The organism is Streptomyces sp. Y309 (genome assembly GCF_056712025.1).
The window spans coordinates 612,199-637,054 of the sequence record NZ_CM160048.1 but is presented as its reverse complement, the minus strand read 5'-3'; the positions used below and the strand labels follow the sequence as shown (position 1 = coordinate 637,054).

At 71.8% G+C, this 24,856-nt stretch carries 1 protein-coding gene; it reads left to right on the top strand.

The window, feature by feature from the left end:
- Positions 1 to 23: 23 nt before the first annotated feature.
- On the top strand, positions 24 to 24,833 hold the full coding sequence (locus AC0KTA_RS02365) for a type I polyketide synthase (RefSeq protein ID WP_481053392.1): 24,810 nt from the start codon (positions 24 to 26) through the stop codon (positions 24,831 to 24,833).
- The last annotated feature ends 23 nt before the right edge of the window (positions 24,834 to 24,856 follow it).

Sequence of the window (24,856 nt, the reverse complement as noted above, 5' to 3'; positions counted from 1 at the left end):
GACTCGTAACAGGCAAGGGTTTCATGGTGAACGAAGATAGGCTTCGGGACTACCTCAAGCGGGTAACGGCTGATCTGCACCAAGCGCGCCAACGCCTGCGCGAGCTGGAGGCAGGAGAGCAGGAGCCCATCGCGATTGTGGCGATGAGCTGCCGTTTCCCGGGTGGTGTGGGGAGCCCCGAGGATTTGTGGCGGCTGGTGGCCGGCGGTGGTGATGCCATCTCCGATTTCCCGTCCAATCGCGGATGGGACGTGGACGGGATGTATGACCCGGATCCCGAGAGTTCGGGGACGTTCTACTCCCGTGAGGGTGGTTTCCTTCACGACGCGGACGAGTTCGACGCGGGCTTCTTCGGGATCTCGCCGCGTGAGGCCCTTGCCATGGATCCGCAGCAGCGGCTGCTGCTGGAGACCTCGTGGGAGGTCTTCGAGCGGGCGGGCATCGCTCCGGGGTCGGTGAAGGGCCGGCGTGGCGGTGTGTTCGTGGGAGCCGCCACCTCGGGCTACGGGGCGGACATCGTCGGTTTCCCCGAGGAGATCGAAGGCCACCTGCTGACCGGTACGGCGACTTCGGTCGTATCGGGCCGTATCTCCTACACCTTCGGTCTCGAAGGGCCCGCGGTGACGGTGGACACGGCGTGTTCGTCGTCGCTCGTCGCGCTGCATCTCGCGGTCCAGGCGCTGCGTCAGGGCGAGTGTGACCTTGCCCTTGCCGGTGGTGCCACGGTGATGTCCACACCAGGTGCCTTTGTGGAGTTCAGCCGCCAGCGTGGCCTGGCCCCCGACGGCCGCTGCAAGCCGTTCGCGGACGCCGCGGACGGTACGGGCTGGTCCGAGGGTGTCGGCATGCTGCTGGTGGAGCGGCTGTCGGACGCGCGCAAGAACGGCCACCCGGTCCTGGCGATCGTGCGCGGCTCCGCCGTCAACCAGGACGGTGCGTCCAACGGCCTTACGGCGCCCAACGGCCCGTCCCAGCAGCGGGTCATCCGGGACGCGCTGGCGAGTGCCCGTCTGTCGGCCGCCGATGTGGACGTGGTGGAGGGCCACGGGACCGGTACGTCCCTGGGTGACCCGATCGAGGCGCAGGCGCTGCTGGCCACGTACGGCCAGGAGCGTCCGGAGAACCTGCCGCTGTGGCTGGGATCGCTCAAGTCGAACCTCGGTCACACGCAGGCAGCCGCCGGTGTCGCCGGAATCATCAAGATGGTGATGGCGATGCGGCACGGTGTGCTGCCGCGGACGCTGCATGTGGATGAGCCGTCGAGCCAGGTGGATTGGTCGGCGGGTGAGGTGCGGCTGCTGACGGAGGCCACGGAGTGGCCCGAGACCGGGCAGCCGCGCCGGGCCGGTGTCTCTGCCTTCGGTGTGAGTGGCACCAACGCGCACACCATCATCGAGCAGGCCCCGCCGGTCGACGAGGACGGGTCCGAGGCCGAGGAGAGTCCGGCTTCCGACGCCTACAGTGGCGTGGCCACGTGGGTGCTGTCGGCTCGTGGCGCGGACGCGCTGCGGGCTCAGGCGGCGCGGCTCAGGGCGTTCCTGCTGGAGCGGGTCGAGTCGAGCGCACTGGATGTCGGCTACTCGCTGGTGGCGACGCGGTCGATGTTCGAGCACCGCGCGGTGGTGTCGGGCGCGAGCCGTGCGGAACTCCTCGCCGGGCTCGAGGCCGTCGCATCCGGAGAAGCCGCTCCCGGTGCGCTCCAGGGCGTGGCCGGGACGGCCGTCAAGACGGCGTTCCTCTTCTCCGGCCAGGGTGCGCAACGCCTGGGTATGGGGCGGGAGTTGTACGAGGCGTTCCCGGTGTTCGCCCGTGCGCTGGACGAGGTGTGCGCGCATCTGGACGTCGTACTGGACCGTCCGCTGAAGGACGTGATGTTCGCGGCGGAGGGCGGTGCCGACGCCGAACTGCTGGACCGGACGGCGTTCACGCAGCCCGCGCTCTTCGCCATCGAAGTGGCGCTGTTCCGGCTGCTGGAGCACTGGGGTGTCACCCCGGATGTACTGATCGGCCACTCCATCGGTGAGATCGCCGCCGCGCATGTGGCGGGGGTCTTCTCGCTTCAGGACGCGTGCACGCTGGTGGCCGCCCGTGGCCGGCTGATGCAGGCGCTGCCGGAGGGTGGCGCGATGGTGGCGGTGCAGGCGTCGGAGGAGGAGATCGCCGGATCGCTGGCCGGTCGTGAGGCCGAGGTGAGTATCGCGGCCGTCAACGGCCCGACGGCCGTGGTCATCGCCGGTGACGAGGCCGCCGTACTGGAGATCGCCGGACAGTGGGCGGAGCAGGGCCGCAAGACCCGTCGGCTGCGCGTCAGCCACGCCTTCCACTCGCCCCGTATGGACGCCATGCTGGACGACTTCCGTGCGGTCGCGCGGGACCTGACCTTCCAGACTCCCACCCTGGCCCTGGTCTCCAACGTCACCGGAGAGCCGGTCGGGGCCGACGATGTCTGCTCCCCCGAGTACTGGGTGCGGCATGTGCGCGCGGCCGTGCGTTTCGCCGACGGCGTTCGCTCCCTCCAGGCCCAGGGCGTCACCGCGTACATCGAGGTGGGCCCCGACGGTGTGCTCTCGGCGATGGCGCGGGACTGCCTGGCGGGCGAGGCGGCTTCGGCCCCGGCCGTGGTGCCGGTCCTGCGCAAGGGACGCCCCGACGCCCAGGCCCTGATGGCCGCGCTGACCGAGGCCCATGTCCATGGTGTGACGGTCGACTGGGAGCAGGTCTTCGCCGGGCGCGGTGCACGGACGGTGGACCTGCCGACGTACCCCTTCCAGCGTCAGCGCTACTGGCTGGAGGGCACGGGCGGAGCCTCGGGCGCCTCCGCCGCCGTGGACTCGGTGGACGCGCGGTTCTGGGACGCGGTGGAGCGTGAGGATCTGGAGGCGCTGGCGGAGGCGCTGGACGTCGACGGGAGCGGCTCGCTGGGCGAGTTGCTGCCCGCGCTGTCCTCGTACCGTCGTCAGCAGCGCGACCGGGCCACGGTCGACGGCTGGCGTTATCGGATCTCGTGGAAGCCGGTCTCGGAGACCCCCGCGGCCACACTGTCGGGTACCTGGCTCATGGTCGTTCCCGCGTCCGGTGTCGCCGACACGTTCGCTGACTCGGTGTCCGCCGCACTCCAGCGGCACGGCGCCGATGTCGTTCGTCTGGTGGCGGACGAGGCCGATCTCACCCCCGGTGCGCTGGCCGGGCGACTGCGTGACATAGCCACCGAGCCGTCCGGGCTCGGCGGTGTGCTGTCCCTGCTGGGGGTGGATGAGCGGCCCTGCACCGAGCACCCGGTGGTCTCGCGCGGCCTCGCGCTGACCCTGACGCTGGTGCGCGCCCTGGCCGAGGCGGACATCCGCGCCCGGCTGTGGTGCGCCACCCGGGGTGCCGTGTCGGTGGGCCGTTCCGACCAGCTCACCAGCGCCGTGCAGGCGGAGAGCTGGGGCCTCGGCCGGGTGGCCGCCCTGGAGCACCCCCGGATCTGGGGCGGTCTGGTCGATCTGCCCGAGACCGTGGACGAGCGCGCCGCCGCGCGACTGGCCTGGGCACTGTCCGCCGGAGACGGCGAGGACCAGGTGGCGGTACGCGGATCCGGAGCGTACGCCCGGCGCCTGACCCGCGTCACGGTCGGCAACGGGTCGGCGGAGCGCGTGTGGCGCCCCCGGGGCTCGGTGCTGATCACCGGCGGCACCGGCGCCCTGGGCGCCCAGGTGGCGCGCTGGGCCGTGCGCGAGGGCGCGGAACACCTGGTGCTGACGAGCCGTCGAGGCCCGTCGGCCGACGGCGTTTCCGAACTCACCGCGGAACTCGAGGCACTCGGCGCCGAAGTGACCGTGGTGGCCTGCGACGCCGCCGACCGGGATGCCCTGGCCGAGGTGCTCGCCGCCGTACCGGAGCGGTATCCGCTGACCGCCGTCGTGCACGCGGCGGGCATCCTGGACGACGGTGTGCTCGACGGCCTGACCGTCGGCCAACTCGCCGGGACCCTGGCCGCGAAGGCCGAGGGCGCGCGCCATCTGCACGAACTGACCGCAGAGCTCCCGCTCGACGCGTTCGTGCTGTTCTCCTCGTTCGCCGGTGCCATCGGCGGCGCCGGCCAGGCCGCCTACGCGGCGGCCAACGCCTACCTCGACGCGCTGGCACAGCGGCGCCGGGACCAGGGCCTGGCCGCCACCGCGGTCGCCTGGGGCCCGTGGGCCGAGAGCGGAATGGCCGCGAGCGGCCGAGCCGGGGAGCGGACGCGCGGCGGGCCACTGCCCCCCATGACTCCCTCGCTGGCCCTGGACGCGCTGGGCTGGGCCGCCGGCCATGACGAGGCCGCGCTGGTCGTGGCCGACATCGACTGGACCGGCATGGCCTCCATGCTGAGCGCCGGCCCCAGCGCCCTCGTCAGCGACATCCCCGAGGCACGTGAGCTCCTGACCGCCGCGGCCGGGACCATCGGCCAGGCGGGACCGGGCCATGACCTGCGCGGACAACTGGCCGGACAGTCGGACGAGGAACAGCGCCTCCTCCTGCTGGACCTCATCCGCACCCACGCGGCCTCGGCACTCGGCCACTTCTCGGCGGACTCCGTCGAGCCGGGCCGCGCCTTCCGGGACCTCGGGTTCGACTCCCTCACGGCCATCGAGCTGCGTAACCGGCTCGACCTGGCCACCGGTCTGAGCCTGCCCGCCACCCTCATCTTCGACTACCCGACCGCCGAGGTGCTCGCCGACCAGCTGCGGCAGGAGCTGGGCGGAGCCCACGCCGGGGCCGCCACTTCGGCGGTCTCGCACCGCGTGCGGCCGGATGACGACGACCCCATCGCGATCGTGGCGATGAGCTGCCGCTTCCCTGGAGGCGTGGAGAACCCGCAGGACCTGTGGCGACTCCTGGCCGAGGGCGGCGACGGCATCGCCGGGTTCCCCGGCGACCGGGGCTGGGACGTCGAGGGCATGTACCACCCGGACCCCGAGCACCCGGGCACGTTCTACGCCCGCGAGGGCGGATTCCTCTACGGGGCGCCCCAGTTCGACCCCACCTTCTTCGGGATCTCGCCGCGCGAGGCGCTCGCCATGGACCCGCAGCAGCGGCTGCTCCTTGAGACGTCCTGGGAGGCGTTCGAATACGGGGGCGTCAAACCGGCCGCGCTGCGTGGCAGCCGTACCGGTGTGTTCGTCGGCACCAACGGCCAGGACTACTCCACGATCATGCTCGACGCCGTCGAGGACTTCGGTGGCCATGTGGGTACGGGCAGTGCGGCCAGCGTGGTGTCGGGCCGTATCTCCTACACCTTCGGCCTCGAAGGGCCCGCGGTGACGGTGGACACGGCGTGTTCGTCGTCGCTCGTCGCGCTGCATCTCGCGGTGCAGGCGCTGCGTCAGGGCGAGTGCGACATGGCGCTCGCCGGTGGTGTGTCGGTCATGTCGACACCCGGCGCCTTTGTGGAGTTCAGCCGCCAGCGTGGCCTGGCCCCCGACGGCCGCTGCAAGCCGTTCGCGGAGGGCGCGGATGGTACGGGCTGGTCCGAGGGTGTCGGCATGCTGCTGGTGGAGCGGCTGTCGGACGCGCGCAGGAACGGCCACCCGGTGCTGGCGGTGGTCCGCGGCAGCGCCATCAACCAGGACGGCGCCAGCAATGGTCTTACGGCGCCCAACGGGCCGTCGCAGCAGCGGGTGATCCGGCAGGCGCTGGCCGGCGCCGGACTGTCCGCCGCCGAGGTCGACGCGGTCGAGGCGCACGGCACCGGTACGACGCTGGGTGACCCGATCGAGGCACAGGCGCTGCTGGCCACGTACGGCCAGGAACGCCCGGAGGGCCGCCCGCTGCTGCTGGGCGCCATCAAGTCCAACATCGGTCATACGCAGGCCGCCGCGGGCGTGGCCGGGGTCATCAAGATGGTGATGGCGATGCGGCACGGCGTACTGCCGCAGACCCTTCACGTGGATGAGCCGTCGAGCCAGGTGGATTGGTCGGCGGGTGAGGTGCGGCTGCTGACGGAGGCCACCGAGTGGCCCGAGACCGGGCAGCCGCGCCGGGCGGGCATCTCCTCGTTCGGGCTCAGCGGGACCAACGCCCACACCATCATCGAGCAGGCCCCCGAGCTGGAAGAGGCCGTGGCCTCGGAGGCGGCCGGGCCCGGGACACCGGTGTCGACGGACGTGGTGCCGTGGCTGGTCTCCGGGAAGAGCCGGGAGGCGCTGCGGGCGCAGGCCGAGCGGCTGTACGGGGACGTGGCGGCTCGCGAGGACATCGAGGCGCTGGACGTCGGCCACACGCTGGCGGCCAGGTCGGTGTTCGAGCACCGTGCCGTGCTGGTCGGCGAGGACCGGGAGACCCTGCTGCGTGGCCTGCGGGCCGTCGCGGAGGGCGGCATCGCCTCGGGAGTCGTCCAGGGGCAGGCCGTAACGGGTGGCAGGACGGCGTTCCTGTTCTCGGGGCAGGGTGCGCAACGCCTGGGTATGGGGCGGGAGTTGTACGACGCCTTCCCGGTGTTCGCCCGCGCCCTGGACGAGGTGTGCGCCCATCTGGATGTGCTGCTGGACCGTCCGCTGAAGGATGTGATGTTCGCGGCGGAGGGCGGCGCGGACGCCGAGCTGCTGGACCGGACGGCGTTCACGCAGCCCGCGCTCTTCGCGGTCGAGGTGGCGCTCTACCGGCTGCTGGAGCACTGGGGTGTCGTCCCGGATGTGGTGATCGGCCACTCCATCGGTGAGATCGCTGCCGCGCATGTGGCGGGGGTGTTCTCGCTTCAGGACGCGTGCACGCTGGTCGCCGCCCGTGGCCGGTTGATGCAGGCCCTGCCCGAGGGCGGGGCGATGGTCGCCATCGAGGCGTCCGAGGAGGAGGTCTCCGGATCGCTTGCCGGTCGTGAGGCCGAGGTGAGTGTCGCGGCGGTCAACGGCCCGACGGCCGTGGTCATCGCGGGTGACGAGGCCGTCGTACTGGAGATTGCCGCACAGTGGTCGGAGCGAGGCCGTAAGACCCGCCGCCTGCGGGTCAGCCACGCCTTCCACTCGCCGCGTATGGCCGCGATGCTGGACGACTTCCGTGACGTCGTCACCGGTCTGTCCTTCCAGGCACCGGCCATCGCCCTGGTCTCGAATGTGACAGGCGAGGCGGCGGGCCCCGAAGAGGTGTGCTCGCCGGACTACTGGGTGCGCCATGTCCGGGAGGCCGTGCGGTTCGCGGACGGCATGCGGGCGCTCAGCGCCCAGGGCGTCACCAGGTTCCTGGAGGTCGGCCCCGACGGTGTGCTGTCCGCGATGGCGCGGGACTGCCTGACGCGGGACGAGGCAGCGGCCTCGGCCGTGGTGCCGGTGCTGCGCAAGGACCGCCCCGAGGCCCAGGCGCTGACGACGGCGCTGGCCGAACTCCACGTCCACGGAGCCTCGGTGGAGTGGGAGTCCGTCTTCGCCGGGCGCGGTGCGCGGATGGTCGAGCTGCCGACGTACGCCTTCCAGCGTGAGCGGTACTGGCCCGAGGTGTCCCTCTCCCTGAGCGGCTTGGACGCACAGGGCGCCGCCGACTCGGTGGACGCGCGGTTCTGGGAAGCGGTCGAGCGCGAGGATCTCGAAGCGCTCGCCGAGGCGCTCGACGTCGACGGCGAGACGCCGCTGAGCGCGGTGCTGCCCGCGCTGTCCACGTACCACCGCAACAGGCGTGACCGGTCCACGATCGACAACTGGCGCTACCGCGTGGCGTGGAAGCCCGTCTCGGACGTGGCCGGTGGGTCGCTGTCGGGGACGTGGCTAGTGGTGGTTCCGGCGTCGCGTGCCGAGGACGAGTTGGTGACGGAGGCCGTCGCCGGGCTCCGGCGCCATGGCGCCGATGTGGTGCCGCTGGTGGCGGACGAGCGTGACCTCGACGCCGGGGCGCTGGGGAAGCGGCTGCGCGCGGCGGTCGCCGACGCACCCGCTGTGGGTGGCGTGTTGTCGCTGCTCGCCCTGGACGAGGAGCCTTGCTCCGGGCACCCTGAGCTGCCCAGCGGTCTCGCCCTGACGCTGACCCTGGTGCGGGCCATGGCGGACACGGGCATCGAGGCCTCGCTGTGGTGCGGTACGCGGGGTGCCGTGTCGGTGGGCCGTTCCGAGCGGCTCAGCCGTCCGGCGCAGGCGATGGTGTGGGCGTTGGGCCGGGTGGCCGCGTTGGAGCTGCCGGGGCTGTGGGGTGGTCTGGTTGATCTGCCCGAGGCGCTGGATGAGCGTGCGGTCGCGCGGCTGACGGGTGTGCTGTCCGGCGGGGCCGGTGAGGGCGGCGAGGACCAGGTCGCGGTGCGTGGCTCCGGTGTGTTCGTACGTCGTCTGGCCCGGTCGGCGGCGCCTGTTGCCGACGCGACGCCGTGGCGGGTGCGTGGCACGGTGTTGGTGACCGGTGGTACGGGTGCACTCGGCGGCCGGGTGGCCCGCTGGCTGGTGGGCAACGGTGCCGAGCATCTGGTGTTGACCAGCCGTCGTGGTCTTGAGGCGCCGGGTGCGCCCGAGCTGCGTGAGGAACTTGAGGCCCTGGGTGCCCGGGTGACCGTGGCGGCCTGTGATGTGGCTGACCGGGACCAGTTGGCCGCGGTGCTGGATGCCGTGCCTGAGGAGTATCCGCTTGCGGCGGTGGTCCATGCGGCGGGTGCCAATGCGGCGGGGCCGCTGGCCGAGACGACGGTGGCCGACGCTGCCGCTGTGATCTCCGGCAAGGTGGCCGGTGCCGTCAACTTGGACGCGTTGCTGGGCGATCGTGAGCTGGACGCCTTTGTGGTGTTCTCTTCGATCGCGGGTGTGTGGGGCAGTGGTGGTCAGGCTGCCTATGGAGCGGCCAACGCTTATCTGGACGCGTTGGTGGAGGACCGTCGGGGTCGGGGTCTTGCCGGTACGGCTGTGGCCTGGGGGCCGTGGGCGGAAAGCGGTATGGCGGCCGGCGACGGTGGCGGTCAGTTGGCCCGTCGTGGTCTGCCCCCGATGGCGCCCGATCTGGCGCTTGCGGCGTTGCAGGGAGCGGTTGCGGGTGATGACGGTGTGGTGACGGTCGCCGATGTGGACTGGGAGCGGTTCGCGCCCGCGTTCACGATCGGGCGGCCCAGTCCGCTCCTCGGTGAACTGCCCGAGGTCATATCGGCCCTGGAGCAGGCCCGTGCCGCCGAGAAGAGCCACGCCGAGGGCGGATCGGCACTGCGGGAGCGCCTGACCGGGCTCACCGAGGCCGAGATCGACCGGACCCTGCTCGACCTCGTACGCGCTCACGCCGCCGCGGTGCTCGGCTTCGCCGGTGCCGAGGTGGTTGAGCCCGGGCGGGCGTTCAAGGAGCTGGGTTTCGACTCGCTTACGGCGGTGGAGTTCCGTAACCGGTTGAACGCGGAGACGGGGTTGGTGTTGCCGGCCACGTTGGTCTTCGACTACCCGAGTTCTGTGGTGCTGGCCGGTCATCTGCGTGCCGAGGTGCTGGGTACGCGGGGGGCGGTGGCTGTGCCTTCGGCGGTGGTGGTCCCGGTCGATGACGACCCGATCGCGATCGTCGGGATGAGCTGCCGCTTCCCGGGCGGCGTCGGAAGCCCCGAGGACCTGTGGAACCTCGTCGCGGCCGGCACGGACGCCATCACGGACTTCCCCTCCGACCGGGGCTGGGATGTCGACGGGATGTACGACCCCGACCCGGAGCGCCTGGGCACGTTCTACGCCCGCGAGGGCGGGTTCCTCGACGGGGCGGGCGAGTTCGATGCCGCCTTCTTCGGGATCTCGCCGCGTGAGGCCCTTGCCATGGATCCGCAGCAGCGGCTGCTCCTTGAGACGTCCTGGGAGACGTTCGAGCGCGCCGGTATCGACCCGGCGTCCGTACGCGGCAACCAGATCGGCGTCTACGTCGGCGCCGCGACCTCCGGCTACGGAACGGGACTGCACGAGATCCCCGAGGGGCTCGAAGGGCAGTTGCTGACCGGCAGTGCCACCTCAGTCGTGTCAGGTCGTATCTCCTACACGCTGGGTCTTGAGGGGCCCGCGCTGACGGTGGACACGGCGTGCTCGTCGTCGCTGGTCGCCCTGCACCAGGCCGCGCAGGCGCTGCGCCAGGGCGAGTGCGACATGGCGCTCGCCGGTGGTGTCACCGTGATGACCAACCCGGCCGCCTTCGTGGAGTTCAGCCGCCAGCGTGGCCTGGCCCCCGACGGCCGCTGCAAGCCCTTCGCGGACGCCGCGGACGGTACGGGCTGGTCCGAGGGAGTCGGCATGCTGCTCGTGGAGCGGCTGTCCGACGCCCGGCGCAACGGCCACGAGGTGCTGGCGATCGTGCGCGGCTCCGCCGTCAACCAGGACGGTGCGTCCAACGGCCTTACGGCGCCCAACGGGCCGTCCCAGCAGCGGGTGATCCGGCAGGCCCTCGCCAACTCCGGGGTGTCGGCCGCCGACATCCAGGTGGTGGAGGCGCACGGTACGGGTACGACGCTGGGTGACCCGATCGAGGCGCAGGCGCTGCTGGCCACGTACGGCCAGGAGCGCCCGGAGAACCTGCCGCTGTGGCTGGGATCGCTCAAGTCGAACCTCGGTCACACGCAGGCGGCCGCCGGTGTCGCCGGTGTCATCAAGATGGTGATGGCGATGCGGCACGGTGTGCTGCCGCGGACGCTGCATGTGGATGAGCCGTCGAGCCAGGTGGATTGGTCGGCGGGTGAGGTGCGGCTGCTGGCCGAGACAGTGGAGTGGCCCGAGACCGGGCAGCCGCGCAGGGCCGGTGTCTCCGCCTTCGGCGTGAGCGGCACCAACGCCCACACCATCATCGAGCAGGCCCCGCCGGTCGAGGACGAGGCGCAGCCCGCCCCGGCCCCCGCCGACGACCACGGCCTGGCCCCCTGGACGCTCTCCGCCCGGAGCCCGGAAGCCCTGCGCGCCCAGGCCGAGCGGCTGCGGGCCCACCTGATCGACGGGGCCGAGCACGGCGTTCTGGACATCGCCGAATCGCTGGTCGCCACACGATCGGTGTTCGAGCACCGCGCGGTGCTGTTGGGCACCGAACGCGAGACGTTGCTGCGTGGCCTGGAGACCCTCGCCGCGGGCGACGACGCCCCCGGTATCGTCCAGGGGCAGGCGGCCAACGGCGGCAAGACCGCGTTCCTGTTCACCGGTCAGGGTGCGCAACGCCTGGGTATGGGGAGGGAGTTGTACGAGGCGTTCCCGGTGTTCGCCCAGGCTCTGGACGAGGTGTGCGCCCATCTGGATGTGCTGCTGGACCGTCCGCTGAAGGACGTGATGTTCGCGGCCGAGGGCGGCGCGGACGCCGAACTGCTGGACCGGACGGCGTTCACGCAGCCCGCGCTCTTCGCCATCGAAGTGGCGTTGTTCCGGCTGCTGGAGCACTGGGGTGTCACCCCGGATGTGCTGATCGGCCACTCCATCGGTGAGATCGCTGCCGCGCATGTGGCGGGGGTCTTCTCGCTTCAGGACGCGTGCACGCTGGTCGCCGCCCGTGGCCGGCTGATGCAGGCGCTCCCCGAGGGCGGCGCGATGGTGGCGGTGCAGGCGTCCGAGGAGGAGATCGCCGGATCGCTTGCCGGTCGTGAGGCCGAGGTGAGTATCGCGGCGGTCAACGGTCCGACGGCCGTGGTCATCGCCGGTGACGAGGCCGCCGTACTGGAGATCGCCGGACAGTGGGCGGAGCAGGGCCGCAAGACCCGTCGGCTGCGCGTCAGCCACGCCTTCCACTCGCCCCGTATGGACGCCATGCTGGACGACTTCCGCGCGGTCGCGCGGACGCTTGCCTACAACAGCCCGTCCGTCGCGTTCATCTCGAATGTCACGGGTGAACAGACCGGTGCCGACGAGGTGTGCTCGCCGGAGTACTGGGTGCGGCATGTGCGGGAGACCGTCCGCTTCCTCAACGGGGTGCGGGCCCTCGAAGCGCAGGGCGTCACCGCGTACATCGAGGTGGGCCCCGACGGCGTGCTGTCGGCTATGGCCCAGGACTGCCTGACCCAACCGGCCGACGACATCGCGGCCGAGGACACACCGGCCCCCCTGTTGGTGCCGGTGCTGCGCAAGGACCGTCCCGAGACACAAGCACTCGTCGCGGCCCTCGCCGAGATCCACGTCCACGGCGAAACCGTCGACTGGCGGGCCTTCTTCGCCGGACGCGGCGCCCGCCGCGTGGACCTTCCCACCTACGCGTTCCAGCACCAGCGCTACTGGCTGGAGGCTGGTACCTCGGCGGGCGACGCCGCGGCCTTCGGCCTCGACCCCGCCGACCACCCGCTGCTCGGCGGAGCCGTCCCCCTCGCGGGCGCCGACGGCCTGTTGTTCACCGGAACTCTCTCGCTGCACACCCAGCCCTGGCTGGCGGACCACGTCCTGCGCGGCGAGGCGGTCCTGGCGACCACGGCCCTCGTCGAACTGGCCATTCGCGCCGGTGACGAGGTCGGCCTCGGCCATGTGGAAGAGCTCGTCATCCAGGCGCCGCTGGCTCTCCCCCGAGGGGGCGGCGTCCAGATTCAGCTCGTCCTCGGCGAGGAGGACGAGACCGGCACCCGTTCGCTGGAGGTGTACTCACGAGTGGCCGAGCCCGTGGGCGAGGACGCGGACGAGGACGCGGACGACTGGATCTGCCATGCCAGCGGTGTGCTCGCCCCGGAGCCGGACGACGCCACGACCGCCGAGGCGGCGGCGGGCTTCGCCGCATGGCCCCCGCCCGGCGCCGAGCGCGTCGAGGTGGACGGCCTGTACGAGTTGCTCGCCGGCGACGGCCTCGTCTACGGCCCCTCGTTCCGTGGCCTCCGCGCGGTGTGGCAGCGCGACGACGAGGTGTTCGCCGAGGTCAGCCTCGCTGAGGAGTCCGTCGTGGACGCCCAGCGGTTCGGGCTGCACCCCGCCCTTCTGGACGCGGCGTTGCAGCCGCTCGGCCTCGGCGTGCTGGACGGGGTGGGGCGCGGACGCATGCTGTTCAGCCTCACCGGGATATCGCTGTACGCGTCCGGTGCCTCCGCGCTGCGCGTCAGGCTCGCCCGTACGGGTCCGGAGACCCTCTCCCTGACCGCGGTCGACGGAGCCGGGGAAACCGTGGTCTCCGCCGACACGCTGACCCTGCGCCAGGTCGCCCCGGGGCAGCCGGAGACCACCCCGGCGGTCGACGCGGCCGAGACTCTGCCCGAGCCCGCCGCCTCGCCCGAGGCGGTCGCCGAAACCCCTGTGGAGGAGACCGCCTCCGCCAAGCCGTCACGCCGCCGCAGGAAAGCACGGCGCTCCGCCAAGCGGGGCGGACCGGACTCCGGGCCGCTCGCCGCGCTGCGGGAGCGGTTGGCCGGGCTCTCCGAGCCCGAGCAGGACCGGATGCTGCTCGAAGTGATCCGTACGCATGTCGCGGCGGTGCTCGGACACGCCTCGGCCGGCGCCGTCCAGGGCTCGCAGGCGTTCAAGGACCTCGGCTTCAGCTCGCTGACCGCCGTCGAGTTCCGCAACCGGGTGAGCAAGGCCATCGGTCTGCGGCTCCCGGCGACGGCCGTGTTCGACTACCCGACCCCCGCCGAACTCGCCAAGTTCACCCGTGCCGAGGTTCTCGGCGCGCTGACCGGAACGGTGCGGCCGGTGCCGGTCGCGGTGGCGGGCAACGACGATCCGATCGTGATCGTGGGAATGAGCTGCCGCTATCCCGGAGAGGTGACCACCCCGGAGGACCTGTGGAACCTGGTCGCCGAAGGCCGGGACGGCATCTCTCCCTTCCCGACCGACCGTGGCTGGGACGTGGAGAACCTCTACGACCCGGACCCGGACGAGCCGGGCAAGTGCTACACGCGGGAAGGCGGCTTCCTGCACGGCGCCAGCCAGTTCGACCCGGCGTTCTTCGGGATCTCGCCGCGTGAGGCGCTCTCGATGGACCCGCAGCACCGGCTGCTGCTTGAGACCTCGTGGGAGGCGCTGGAGCGGGCCGGTATCGACCCGGTCTCCGCGAAGGGCAGCCAGACCGGTGTCTACGCGGGCGTGACCTACCAGGACTACGGCGGTGTCCTCGCCGGATCCCAGGACAACGTCGAGGGCTACATCGGCACCGGCGTCTCGCCCAGCGTGCTCTCCGGCCGTATCTCCTACACCCTGGGCCTCGAAGGGCCGGCGGTGACGGTGGACACGGCGTGTTCGTCGTCGCTGGTCGCCCTGCACCTCGCATGGCAGGCGCTGCGCCAGGGCGAGTGCGACCTGGCGCTCGCCGGTGGTGTGACGGTGATGTCCACACCGATGTCGCTGATCGAGTTCAGCCGCCAGCGCGCGCTCGCCTCCGACGGCCGCAGTAAGCCGTTCTCGGCCGCCGCGGACGGCGCCAGCTGGGCCGAGGGCGTCGGCATGCTCGTCCTCGAACGGCTCTCGGACGCCCGCCGCAATGGACATCCCATCCTCGCCGTGGTGCGGGGCAGTGCGGTGAACCAGGACGGCGCGAGCAACGGTCTTACGGCTCCCAACGGCCCCTCGCAGCAGCGGGTCATCCGGCAGGCACTGGCGAACGCCCGGCTGTCGGCCGCCGAGATCGACGCGGTGGAGGCGCACGGTACGGGTACGTCGTTGGGTGACCCGATCGAGGCGCAGGCGCTGCTGGCCACGTACGGCCAGGAGCGCCCCGAGGGCCAGCCGCTGTGGCTGGGCGCCATCAAGTCCAACATCGGTCATTCGCAGGCCGCCGCCGGTGTCGGTGGCGTCATCAAGATGGTGATGGCGATGCGCCACGGCGTACTGCCGAAGTCGCTGCACATCGACGAGCCTTCGCCGATGGTGGACTGGACGGCCGGCGATGTCGAGCTGCTGGCCGAGGGCAGGCCGTGGCCGGAGACGGGGCATCCGCGTCGCGCGGGTGTGTCGGCGTTCGGTATGAGCGGTACCAATGTGCACACCATCCTGGAGCAGGCTCCCGAGGCCGAGGCCGAGACGGTCGCTGAGGCCGAGGTCGCCGATGGTCCGGTGGCGTGGGCCGTGTCCGGCAAGAGCAGCGACGCGCTGCGGGACCAGGCCGGGCGTCTGCGGGAGTTCGTGGCCGAGCGCCCCGAGCTGAGCGCCGCCGATGTGGCGCTCTCCCTGGCGACGACCAGGTCCGCGTTCCAGTACCGGGGCGCCGTGACCGGGGCCAGCCGTGAGGAGCTCCTCGAACGCCTGGAGGCGATGGCCGAGGGCGCGAGGACGCCGGGTGCGGTCCGCGCGAACGCCATCGAAACACCTGGCCGTTCGGTGTTTGTGTTCCCGGGTCAGGGGGCGCAGTGGCTGGGTATGGCGGTGGAGCTGCTGGAGTCCTCGCCGGTGTTCGCCGAGGCGATCGGCGAGTGTGAGTCGGCCTTGTCGGCTTATGTGGACTGGTCGTTGACGGACGTGCTGCGCGGTGTCGAGGGTGCTCCTGGTTTTGACCGGGTGGATGTGGTGCAGCCGGTGTTGTTCGCGGTGATGGTGTCCCTGGCGCGGTTGTGGCGTTCGGTGGGTGTGGAGCCGGATGCGGTGATGGGTCACAGTCAGGGTGAGATTGCCGCGGCGTGTGTGGCGGGTGCGCTGTCGCTGGAGGACGCCGCGAAGGTGGTGACCCTGCGGTCCCAGGCGATCGCTGCCGGTCTCGCCGGTCGTGGCGGCATGGTGTCGGTCGGGCTGCCGGTCGATCAGGCGCGGGAGCGTATCGCCGCCTGGGACGGTGCGATATCGGTTGCCGCGGTGAACAGCCCGGGGTCGGTCGTGGTGTCCGGTGACGCGGGTGCGCTGGACGAGATGGTCACCGAACTTGAGGGCGAGGAGATCCGGGTCCGCCGGGTCCCGGTGGACTACGCCTCGCACTCCGCACATGTGGAGGAAATTCGCGAGGAACTGCTGAAGGTCCTGGCGGACCTGAAGCCCCGTACCTCCGAAGTGCCGTTCTACTCGACGGTGTTCGGTGGGCTGGTGGACACGGCCGCTCTGGACGCGGAGTACTGGTACCGGAACCTGCGCCAGACGGTCGAGCTGGAGGCCACTACCCGCCTCCTGATCGATACCGGGCATGGTGTGTTCATCGAGGTGAGCCCGCATCCCGTACTCACCCTTCCTGTTCAGCAGACGGTGGAGGCCGCCGAGGCGCAAGCCGTGGTCATCGGCACCCTGCGCCGCGACGAGGGCGGTCCGGAGCGGTTCCTGACCTCGATCGCCGAGCTTCATGTCAACGGCGCCGACGTCGACTGGCGGAAGGTGTTCGCCGGACACGGTGGCCGGCAGGTCGACCTGCCGACGTACGCCTTCCAGCGGCAGCGGTACTGGCCGCAGCCGGGCGAGGACGGCGGGTTCGGCAACGGCCCCGTCTCCGAGGCCGACCCGGTGGACGCCCGGTTCTGGGAGGCCGTCGAGCGTGAGGACCTCGAAGGGCTCGCGCAGACGCTGGAGCTCGACGGGGAGGCCCCGCTGAGCGCGGTGCTGCCCGCCCTGTCGTCGTACCGGCGAGGCAGGCGTGACCGCTCCACGGTCGACAACTGGCGCTACCGGATCAACTGGAAGCCCCTCATCGACCAGCCGTCGTCCGGCTCCGGGCAGGAGCAGGGCGCCCCGATCACCGGTACCTGGATGGTCGTCGTCCCGCCGGTCGACGCCGCCCGTGAACTGGCGGAGCGCATCGCACGGGACGTGGAGCGCCACGGTGCCCGCATGGTGCGGGTCGACCTGGACGCGACGGAGCCGGAGCGGTCCTCGCTGACCGGACTCCTGCGGGCCGCGGCCCCCGGCACGTCCGCCACGGACGGCTCCGAGCAGGACGGGACGCTCGCGATCGACGGAGTGCTCTCCCTGCTCGCGCTCGACGAGGAGGCGCTCGCCGGACACCCGGGCGTTCCGCGCGGCTTCGCCGGCACGGTGGCCCTGGTCCAGGCGCTCGCCGACATCGACATCGATGTGCCGCTGTGGCTCGCCACCACCGGTGCCGTGTCCGTGGGCCGCTCCGACCGGGTCGGCAGCGTCAAGCAGTCCCTGGTGTGGGGTCTGGGCCGGGTGGTCGGCCTGGAGTACGCACAGCGCTGGGGCGGTCTCGTCGACCTCCCCGAGTCGCCGGACGCGCTCGACGAGCGGGCCCTGAACCGTCTGGTCGGCCTGATCGGGCGGTCCGGCGACGAGGACCAGGTGGCGGTGCGCGCCTCCGGGGTCTTCGCGCGGAGGCTGGTCCGGGCGCCCTTGGGCGACGCCCGGCCGGCCCGCGCCTGGCAGCCTCGTGGCAGCGTTCTGATCACCGGTGGTACGGGTGCCCTCGGTGGCCGTCTCGCCCGCTGGCTGGCCCGTGGCGGCGCCGAGCACCTGGTGCTCACCAGCCGCCGTGGCCCGGACGCCCCCGGCGCGGCCGAGTTGAGGGACGAACTGACCGCCCTGGGCGCGCGGGTCACCGTCGCCGCCTGTGACGCCGCCGACCGTGACGCGCTGCGGGAGCTCCTCGACGGGCTGCCCGCGGAGTACCCGCTGACCGGGGTGGTGCACGCGGCCGGTGTGCTGGACGACGGCCTCGTCGACACCCTCACCGTCCCCAGGACGCAGGGGGTCTTCCGGCCCAAGGTGGACGCCGTGGTGAACCTCCACGAGCTGACCCAGGACCTGGACCTGTCCGCGTTCATCCTCTTCTCCTCCTACGCCGGAACCGTCGGTGGTGCCGGTCAGGGCAGCTACGCCGCCGCGAACGCCTTCCTCGACGCCCTGGCGCAGCAGCGCCGGGCCCAGGGGCTGGCCGCGACCTCGGTGGCGTGGGGCGCCTGGGGCGGCGGCGGTCTGGTCGATGACGCCACCGCGGCCCAGCTGAAGCGGCGCGGTATGCCGCCGCTGGTGCCCGAACTGGCCGTCGAGGCGCTTCAGCAGGCGCTCGACCACGACGAGGTGGACATCACCGTCGCCGATGTGGACTGGGAGCGCTACGCCCCCGGGTTCGCCTCGGCCCGGCCGCGTCCGCTGCTCAACGAGCTGCCGGAGGTACGGCGGGCCCTGGAGGAGGCGGAGGCCGAGCTGGGCGCGGCCCTCTCCGGGCTGGCCGTACGCCTCGAAGGGCTGTCGGCCGCCGAACGCGAGGTGGAGGTCCTCGACCTCGTCAGGACCCACGCCGCCGAGGTGATCGGTTACCCGAACGCCGACGCGGTGGAGCCGGAGCGGGCCTTCAGGGACATCGGGTTCGACTCGCTGACCGCCGTGGAGCTGCGCAACGGGCTCGGCGCGGCGGCCGGTGTGAACCTTCCGGTCACCATGGCCTTCGACTACCCGACGCCCACGGCGCTCGCCCGGTTCATCCTCGGCGAGGTGCTGGGCACCGCGCCCGCGCCGGCCGATGAGCCGCCGGTGGTGACGGGCACGGTCGTGGACGACGACCCGATCGCGATCGTGTCGATGAGCTGCCGCTTCCCCGGCGGGGTGCGCACTCCGGAGGACCTGTGGCGACTGGTCTCCGAGGGCAGCGACGTGATCAGCGCCTACCCGACCAACCGTGGCTGGGACCTGGACGACCTGTACGACCCGGACCCGGAGAACACGGGCACCAGCTACGCCAGCGGCGGCGGTTTCGTCTACGACGCCGATGAATTCGACCCGGCGTTCTTCGGGATCGCCCCCCGCGAGGCGCTGACCATCGACCCGCAGCAGCGGCTGCTGCTTGAGACGTCCTGGGAGGCGATCGAGCGGGCGGGCATCGACCCCATGTCGCTCAAGGGAAGCCGGACCGGTGTCTTCGCGGGAAGCAACGGCCAGGACTACATCGGCCTGCTGCTGACCGCCCCGGGCGGCCCTGACGGCTACCTCGGAACCGGTAACGCGGGCAGCGTCGTATCGGGCCGTGTCTCCTACACCTTCGGCCTCGAAGGACCGGCCGTCACGGTGGACACGGCATGCTCCTCGTCCCTGGTGGCACTGCACATGGCCGTGCAGTCGCTGCGCCAGGGGGAGTGCTCCATGGCGCTGGCCGGCGGTGTCACGATCATGTCCACCCCGGGCTCGTTCGTGGACTTCAGCCGCCAGAAGGGGCTGTCGTCGGACGGGCGCTGCAAGGCGTTCGCGGCATCGGCCGACGGTACGGGCTGGGGCGAGGGTGTCGGCGTGCTGCTGCTGGAGCGGCTGTCGGACGCACGGCGCAACGGCCACCCGGTCATGGCGATCGTGCGCGGCTCCGCCGTCAACCAGGACGGCGCCAGCAATGGCCTGACGGCGCCCAACGGGCCGTCGCAGCAGCGGGTGATCCGGCAGGCGCTGGCCGGCGCCGACCTCGCCGCCCACCAGGTGCACGCGGTCGAGGCACACGGCACCGGCACCCGGCTGGGTGACCCGATCGAGGCGCAGGCGCTGCTGGCCACGTACGGCCAGGGACGGCCCGAGGGCCAGCCGCTGTGGCTGGGCTCGATCAAGTCGAACATCGGTCATACGCAGGCCGCGGCCGGTGTCGCGGGAATCATCAAGATGGTGATGGCCATGCGTGCGGGCGTGCTGCCGAAGACGCTCCACGCGGACGAGCCCACACCACACGTGGACTGGACGGCCGGCGAGGTCCGGCTGCTGACCGCGCCGACCGCGTGGCCGGAGAACGGCGAACCGCGGCGGGCGGGTATCTCCTCGTTCGGCATCAGCGGTACCAACGCCCACACCATCATCGAGCAGGCCCCGGAACCCGAGGAGCCGGAGGCGGTGTCGCGGGTCGTCACGGACGGCCTCCCGATCGGTTCGCGAACGCTCCCCTGGACGGTCACCGGCAAGGGTGCCGAGGCGCTGCGCGCCCAGGCGCGCAGCCTGCACGACCATCTGGCGGACCATCCCGAGCTCGACCTGGGCGACGTGGGCTACTCGCTCGCGGTCTCCCGGTCCGTCTTCGACCACCGCGCCGTCCTCCTGAACGGCGACCGGGACGCGCTGCTGAGCGGTCTCGACGCCATCGCCTCGGGCGCCACAGCCCCCGGGGTCGTCCAGGGATCGGTGGGCACGGCCGGGAAGACGGCGTTCCTGTTCTCGGGCCAGGGTGCGCAACGCCTGGGTATGGGGCGGGAGTTGTACGACGCCTTCCCGGTGTTCGCCCGTGCGTTGGACGAGGTGTGCGCCCACCTGGACGTCGTACTGGACCGTCCGCTGCGGGAGGTGATGTTCGCGGCGGAGGGCGGCGCGGATGCAGGGTTGCTGGACCGGACGGCGTTCACGCAGCCCGCGCTGTTCGCCATCGAAGTGGCGTTGTTCCGGCTGCTGGAGCACTGGGGTGTCACCCCGGACGTGCTCATCGGCCACTCGGTGGGAGAGGTCGCCGCGGCCCATGTGGCCGGGGTGCTCTCGCTTCAGGACGCGTGCACGCTGATCGCGGCGCGTGGCCGGCTGATGCAGGCGCTGCCGGAGGGTGGCGCGATGGTGGCCGTCCAGGCGTCGGAGGAGGAGATCGCTCCGTCGCTGATCGGCCGTGAGGCCGAGGTGAGCGTCGCGGCGGTCAACGGCCCGACGGCCGTGGTGATCGCGGGTGACGAGGCCGCGGTGCTGGAGATCGCCGAGGACTGGGCCGAACAGGGCCGCAAGACCCGTCGCCTGCGGGTCAGCCACGCGTTCCACTCGCCCCGTATGGACGCGATGCTGGACGACTTCCGCAAGGTCGTCGAAGGGCTGACCTTCCAGGCACCGTCGATCTCCCTGGTCTCCAACCTCACGGGTGCGTCGGCGGGCGCGGAGCAGGTGTGCTCGCCGGAGTACTGGGTGCGCCACGTCCGCGAGGCCGTGCGGTTCGCCGACGGGGTACGGGCCCTGGAGAAGCTCGGGGTGACCTCGTTCCTGGAGGTGGGTCCCGACGGTGTGCTCACCGCGATGGCGCAGGACTGCCTGACGGCCGACGAGGCCGGAGGCGCGCGCACCCTCGTCCCCGCACTGCGCAAGAACCGCCCCGAGACCCAGTCGCTGACCACGGCGCTGGCCGAACTCCATGTCCGCGGCACCACCGTGAACTGGTCGACGGCGTTCGCCGGACACGACGTCCGGCGGGTGGAGCTGCCCACCTACGCGTTCCAGCGGCAGCGCTACTGGCCGAAGGCCGGCGGCCCCATGACCGGGGACGTCGCCTCCGTCGGACTCAGCTCCCCCAACCATCCGCTGCTGGGTGCCGGGGTCGAACTCGCGGGCAGCGACGGATTCCTGTTCACCAGCAGGCTGTCGGTGCAGAGCCAGCCCTGGCTGGCCGACCACGCGATCGCGGGCGCGGCCCTGTTCCCGGGGACCGGATTCCTCGAACTGGCCATCCGCGCAGCCGACCAAGTCGGCTGCGGCCGGGTCGAGGAGGTCACCCTGGCCACCCCGATGGTCCTGCCCGAGAACGAACAGGTCCAGGTGCAGCTGTGGGTGGATGACGCGGACGAGACGGGCCACCGCTCGATCGGCCTCTACTCCCGCCCGGCCGACGCGTCCTCGGGCGAGCCGTGGACGCAGCACGCGGCCGGTGCGCTGGCCCCGGCCGGCCCCGAGCCGTCGTTCGACCTGGGCGTATGGCCCCCGGCGGACGCGGAAGCGCTGGACATCAGCGACTTCTACGAGCGCTTCGCCGCCTCCGGCTTCGCCTACGGCCCGGTGTTCCAGGGCCTGCGGGCCGCCTGGCGCGCCGGCGACGACGTCTACGTCGAGGTCAGCCTCGGCGAGGAGCACGCGTCACTGGCGGCCGACTTCGGCCTCCACCCGGCGCTGCTGGACGCCGCCGTGCAGGCGGTGACCTTCGTCGCCCTGGAGGACGTCGGGCTCTCCCGGCTCCCGTTCTCCTGGAGCGGGGTGTCGCTCCACGCCGGTGGCGCGTCCACGCTGCGGGTGCGCCTCACCCAGCTGGGGCCGGACTCCATCTCCCTCGCGGTGGCCGACGGAACCGGCCGCCCCGTGGCATCGATCGAGTCCCTCGTGCTGCGCCCGGTATCCGTGGACCACATCGACACGGCCAGGACATCGGCGTTCCGCGACTCGCTGTTCACGCTGGACTGGACCCCCGTGCCGGCCATCTCCCCGGCGGACGCGGCCACGGCCACCTGGGCCGTAGTGGGCACCGACCACTACGGACTGGCCGCCGGTGCGATCGCCGGAGCCCAGGTGACCGCCTACGCCGATCTCGACGCCCTGGGTGCCGCGATCGACGACGGCGCCGCCGCCCCGGAGGCCGTGCTGGTCTCCTACGCACCGGGCCTCGACGACGAGGCGGCGCAGGGCAGGCCCAAGAGCAGGGCCAAGAGCAGGGCAAAGGGCAGAGGCAAGGCCAAGCGGGGCCTGGAGCCCGTGGACGCCATCCACGCGGTGACGCACCACACGCTCGGCATGATCCAGGGCTGGCTCGGCGACCGCCGGTTCGATTCCTCCCGGCTGGTCTTCGTGACCTCGGGCGCCATGGCACCCGAGGACCGCGACGAGACCCCGGACCTGATCCACGCCCCGCTGTGGGGCATGGTGCGGTCCGCGCAGTCGGAGAATCCGAACTGCTTCGTCCTGGTGGACCTCGACGAGGACGAGGCGTCCAAGGCGGTACTGCCCGCGGTGCTCGCCACCGACGAGCCGCAGGCCGTGGTCCGCGAGGGCACGGTGCTCGGCCAGCGCATGGCCCGGGTCTCCTCGGGCACCGCGCTGCTGCCGCCCGCCGGGGTGCGGGACTGGCGGCTGGACATGCACGCCAAGGGGACCCTGGAGAACCTGGCGCTGCTGCCCAGCCCCGACGCCACGGAGGAACTCGGCGCGACCGAGATCAGGGTGGCGCTGCGCGCCGCGGGCCTGAACTTCCGCGATGTGCTCAACGCCCTGGGGATGTACCCCGGGGAGGCCGGGCCGCTCGGTGGTGAGGGTGCCGGAGTGGTGACCGAGGTCGGCTCCGCGGTGAAGGACCTCGTCCCCGGTGACAAGGTGATGGGCATCTTCAGCGGGTCGTTCGGCCCGTTCGCCATCACCGACCGGCGCGTTGTCGCCCGGGTCCCGGAGAGCTGGACGTTCGAGCAGGCGGCCTCCACCCCGATCGTGTTCCTGACGGCCTACTACGCCATGGTGGACCTGGCCGGTCTGAAGGCGGGTCAGTCGGTGCTGGTGCACTCCGCCGCAGGTGGTGTGGGCATGGCCACGCTCCAGCTGGCACGGCACCTCGGGGCCGAGGTCTTCGGTACCGCGAGCGAGGGCAAGTGGGACACCCTGCGGTCGCTGGGTCTGGACGACGCGCACATCGCGTCGTCCCGGACGCTGGACTTCGAGAAGCGCTTCCTCGAAGCGACCGGCGGGCGTGGCATGGACGTGGTGCTCGACTCGCTGGCGCGGGAGTTCGTGGACGCGGGCCTGCGGCTGCTGCCGAGCGGCGGCCGGTTCCTGGAGATGGGCAAGACCGACATCCGGATTCCGGAAGAGGTGGCCGCCGAGTACACCGGTGTCTCCTACCAGGCGTTCGACCTGATCGAGGCGGGACCCGACCGCATCAACGAGATGTGGAACGACCTGATCTCGCTGTTCGAGGAAGGGGTACTGCGACCGCTGCCGGTGCGCACCTGGGATGTCCGCAGGGCACCCGACGCCTTCCGCTTCCTCAGCCAGGCACGCCACACCGGCAAGGTGGCGTTGACGATGCCGAGGACGCTGGACGGCCGTGGCACGGTGCTGATCACGGGTGGTACGGGTGGTCTGGGGGCGTTGCTGGCCCGTCACCTTGTCGTGGAGCACGGTGTGCGTTCTCTGGTGCTGACGAGTCGTCGTGGCGTGGAGGCGCCGGGTGCGGTGGAGTTGGTGGCGGAGCTGGCGGGGCTGGGTGCCGAGGTGCGGGCGGTGGCGTGTGATGTCGCTGACCGTGGCGCGGTGGAGGGTCTGCTGGCGGGGATCGGGTCCGAGTATCCGTTGTCGGCAGTGGTGCATGCGGCGGGTGTGCTGGACGACGGTGTGGTGGAGTCGTTGACGCCGGAGCGGGTGGACAGGGTGCTGCGTCCGAAGGTGGACGCGGCGCTGCACCTGCACGAGCTGACCCGCGACCTCGACCTCTCCGCGTTCATCCTGTTCTCCTCCGTCTCCGGAACCTTCGGCGGCGCGGGCCAGGCCAACTACGCGGCGGGCAACGCCTTCATGGACGCCCTCGCCCAGCACCGCAGGGCCGCGGGCCTCGCGGCGGCCTCCCTCGTATGGGGGCCGTGGACGCAGGACGGCGGTATGACCACCGAACTGGCCGACGCCGACGTCACCCGGATGACCAGGACCGGCATGGTCGCCCTCACCCCCGAGGCCGGGCTCGCGCTGTTCGACGCGACCCGCGATCTCGACGGTGCCGTCCTGGTGCCCATGACGATGGACATGTCCTCGGTGGGCGAGCCGGTACCCGCGCTCCTGCGCGGACTGGTGCGCGCACCCGCGCGCCGGACCGCGGAGTCGGCGGCCACGAGCACCACGGCCGATCCGGCCGCCGCGCTCAAGCAGCACCTGGCCGGGAAGTCCGAGACGGAGCGCGAGCGCGTCCTGGTGGACCTGGTGTGCGACCAGGTGGCCGTCGTCCTCGGCTACGCGTCGGGGCAGGCGATCGAACCCGGACACGCCTTCAAGGACCTGGGCTTCGACTCCCTGTCGGCCGTCGAGCTGCGCAACCGGCTCAACGCGATCACCGGAACGCGGCTGCCGGCGACCCTGGTGTTCGACTACCCGACGCCGGCGTCGCTCGCACGGTTCCTGCGCGAGGAGGTCATTCCCGCCGACGGGCCCGCGACCGAGCCCGTCTTCGGAGAACTCGACCGGCTGGAATCCACCCTGTCGGCGCTCGCATCCGACAGCGAGACGCAAGCCCAGGTCATGGCGCGGCTCCAGGGGCTGGTGGCGAAGTGGTCCGCCGGCGGTACCGGCCAGGTGTCCGGCGCCGTGACAGCGGCGGACGACGACCTGGACGACGGCAGCGAGATCGAATCGGCCACCGCCGACGAGATCTTCAAACTCATCGATGACGAATTCGGAATGTCCTGACGTGGCGAGCTGGAACTCACAGA